At 66.4% G+C, this 3,351-nt stretch carries 3 protein-coding genes; 1 reads left to right on the top strand and 2 read right to left on the bottom strand.

The window, feature by feature from the left end; translation table 11 throughout:
- Positions 1-234: 234 nt before the first annotated feature.
- Entirely contained in the window at positions 235-693 is a 459-nt protein-coding gene (gene tsaE, locus AC1DMG_RS21060; protein ID WP_441605177.1) for a tRNA (adenosine(37)-N6)-threonylcarbamoyltransferase complex ATPase subunit type 1 TsaE, read from the bottom strand.
- On the bottom strand, positions 690-2,174 hold the full coding sequence (locus AC1DMG_RS21055) for an NAD(P)H-hydrate dehydratase (RefSeq protein ID WP_477181046.1): 1,485 nt from the start codon (positions 2,172-2,174) through the stop codon (positions 690-692). Before AC1DMG_RS21055 ends, tsaE begins: the two co-directional genes overlap by 4 nt.
- 60 nt (positions 2,175-2,234) lie before the next feature.
- On the opposite strand from AC1DMG_RS21055, the gene queG reads away from it, so the two are divergent.
- Positions 2,235-3,305 carry a tRNA epoxyqueuosine(34) reductase QueG gene (queG, locus tag AC1DMG_RS21050; protein WP_477181045.1) on the top strand — a complete coding sequence of 357 codons (1,071 nt, stop codon included), beginning with the start codon at positions 2,235-2,237 and terminating at the stop codon, positions 3,303-3,305.
- The last annotated feature ends 46 nt before the right edge of the window (positions 3,306-3,351 follow it).

The following is a 3,351-nucleotide window of genomic DNA, read 5'->3' as shown; positions in this document are numbered from 1 at the left end:
GCACTGAGCAGAGCAGGATGCGTCCTATATCCCTTCATGGAGCGGAATTGAAGCCCACCCGCCCGGGGATTGCAATAGGTTTTCCCTTGAATATCCATAACCTGCGTAAGTTTTGTCAGGCGACATCCAGCTATCGGCCGCAAGCCACGCAAACTGAAGGCGAATTCCCTTATGCCTGCCGAGGAAAAAATCTCAGCAAGTACCGATACTTAGGTGATTCGGGCCGCGTTTACGTCAGGCCAGACGCGAGGTGACCGCCGCGCCGCGGGGGGTGCGCACTTCCATGCGGGCATGGCGCCCGCTCCCGGCATAACTGAGGTGCACGACCAGGTCAGGGGCCGGCAAGGCGCCTGCACCACGCTCGGGCCATTCCACCAGCACCAGGGCCGAGGGATCGGACAGCGCGTCCAGACCCAGCCATTCCAGCTCACCGGGATCGGCAATGCGGTAAAGGTCCAGATGCCAGGCCGGCCGTCCGTTGGCGCGATAGGACTCGACCAGGCTATAGGTCGGGCTCTTGATGCGCTCGCCCACGCCCAGGGCGCCGAGCAGTGCACGGGCAAAGCTGGTCTTGCCGGCGCCCAGGTCGCCATGCAGATAGACCACCAGGCCATCATCGAGCGCGCCGGCCAGGCGGGTGGCCAGCGCGGCGGTGGTGGCTTCGTCGGGGAGATTCCAGCTCGGTTCCGTCATGCGTCGATTCCGTTGAGCAGCCGGCGCAGCGGCTCCAGCAAGTCGCTGGCGATCAATCCACGCTCACCGCCGTGACGGGCCGCCAGATCGCCCGCGCGGGCATGCAGGGCAACACCCAGTGTCGCGGCCTGCCAGGCGTCGCAGCCTTGCGCCAGCAGCGCGGCGACGATGCCGGTCAGCAGATCCCCCATGCCGCCGCTGGCCATGCCCGGATTGCCCCAGGGACATACGGCAACACGCCCGTGCGGATCGGCCACCAGACTACCTGCGCCCTTCAGCACCGCGACGACCCGATAGCGCCTGGCCAGTTCGCGCACGGCCGCAAAACGGTCGGCCGCGATGGCCTTGGTATCGCATCCCAGCAGGCGCGCTGCCTCGCCGGGATGCGGCGTGATCACCGCCGGGCGGGAGAACTCGCACGGCTCAAGCGCGAGCAGATTCAGGCCGTCCGCATCGAGCACCAGCGGCAGATCGGCGTCGAGCGCGGTCAACCACAGTGCATGCCCCCACGCTCCCTGCCCCAGTCCGGGTCCCACGGCGAGCACGCTGGCACGCGGCAGCAAGGCCTCCAGCGCCTGCGGCCCGTTTACCTCATGGGCCATCAGCTCCGGCCGGGCGCTGTTGAGTGCGATCAGATGTTCGGCACGGGTCGCGACGCTGACCAGTCCGGCGCCACCGCGCAGRGCCGCTTCGCCGCACAAGCGGATCGCACCGGCCGTGCCGTGATCGCCGCCGATGGCCAGCACGTGCCCGTTATTGCCCTTGTGCGATTGTCGCGCACGCGGCGGCAGCGTCCACGGCTGCATCAGTTCTGCATCCGCACGGGCGTGCTGCCAAAGCGTTTCCGGCAAGCCCAACGACTCCAACTGCACGGTTCCCACATAGCCCGGCGCCAGCCCCGTATAGAGCCCGCGTTTGGGCGCGATGAAGGTCACGGTGACGCTGGCCTGCACCGCCTCGCCCGGCACATCACCGGTATCGGCATTGACGCCCGAGGGCACGTCCAACGCCAACACCGGCGCGCCGGTCGCATGTATGTGCCGGACCAGCGCAGCGACCTCGGTTGCCAGCGCGCGTTGCAGGCCGGTGCCGTACAAGGCATCGACATGCACATCGACCGACGGAAGCGCGACGGCGTCGCTCCACACGTGCACCGTACCGCCGCCGTGCTCGAACTCGCGACGCGCGCGACCAGCGTCGTCGCCACGGCTCTCGCCCAGCGCAAAAACGTCGGCATGCAGTCCGGCCTCACGCGCCAGCGCCGCCAGCAGGAAGCCGTCGCCACCGTTGTTGCCGGGGCCGCAGTACAYCGCGATGCGCCGCGCCTGCGGCCAATGCTGGCGCAGGCATACCAGCGCGGCAGCGGCGGCGCGCTGCATCAGTTCGTAACCGGGAATGCCGAGCTCTTCGATGGCGCGGCGATCGAGCGCTCGCACCTGTTCGACGGTATAGAGCTCGTGACGATGGGCGTGGGCAGTCATGCGGGGAATTATAGGCATGCCGGCGCAGGCCTTAGCGCACATACCGCCTACAATAGCCGCATGTCCTCCGTTGCCGCTCCACCTGCCGACTACGCTGCGCTTGCGCTCGATATCAAGCGCTGGGCGCAGGAGCTCGGCTTTGCCGATTGCGGCATCGCCGGCACCGAGCTGGGCGAGGACGAGGTGCACCTGAAGCGTTGGCTGGACGACGGCCATCACGGCGAGATGGATTACATGGCCCGCCACGGCGACAAACGCAGCCGTCCGGCGGAACTGGAACCGGGCACGCTTCGCGTCGTTTCCGTGCGCATGGATTACATTCCGCTGGGCACGCGCAACGCGTGGAATGTCCTGGGCGATGCCGAGGCTGGTTATGTCGCGCGCTATGCGTTGGGCCGCGACTATCACAAGCTCATGCGCAACCGCTTGCAGAAGTTGGCCGAGCGCATTCATGGCGCCATCGGCGACTTCGGCTATCGCGCCTTCGTCGATTCGGCCCCCGTGCTCGAAAAAGCGCTCGCCCGAAATGCGGGACTGGGCTGGATMGGCAAGCACACCGTGCTGATCAACCGCGGCGCCGGTTCGTACTTCTTCCTCGGCGAGCTCTACACCAATCTGCCACTGCCGGTGGACGCACCTGCCAGCGCGCACTGCGGGAGCTGCCGTCGCTGCATCGATATCTGCCCTACCCAGGCGATCGTCGCGCCATACAAGCTCGATGCGCGACGCTGCATTTCGTATCTCACCATCGAATTGCGCGGAAGTATTCCCGAGGAACTACGCGAGCCGATCGGCAACCGCATTTTCGGCTGCGACGATTGCCAGCTGATCTGTCCCTGGAACAAGTTTGCGCAGGATGCGACTGAACCGGATTTCGCGCCGCGTCATCGGCTTGATGGCGCGAAGCTGGTGGAGCTGTTCGGCTGGAGCGAGCAGGAATTTCTGCAGCGCACGGAAGGCATGGCCATCCGTCGCACCGGTTACGAAGGCTGGCTGCGCAATATCGCGGTGGCGCTGGGCAATGCGCCTCATTCGGATGAAGTGCGGGATGCGCTGCTTGCGCGCAGCGATCATCCGTCGGAGATCGTGCGCGAGCATGTGGCGTGGGCGCTGGCGAAACATCCTGCCTGACACGCACAACGATGCTTATCCTGTGGGAGCGCACCCTGTGCGCGAC

Source organism: Dyella sp. 01N36, from assembly GCF_056399745.1.
Note: the sequence above shows the minus strand (reverse complement) of the source record. Positions and strands in the feature narration are given on the sequence as shown.

Coding starts and splice junctions, on each gene's coding strand:
- tsaE (WP_441605177.1), bottom strand. CDS start 693: ATGACGGAACCGAGCTGGAATCTCCCCGACGAAGCCACCACCGCCGCG.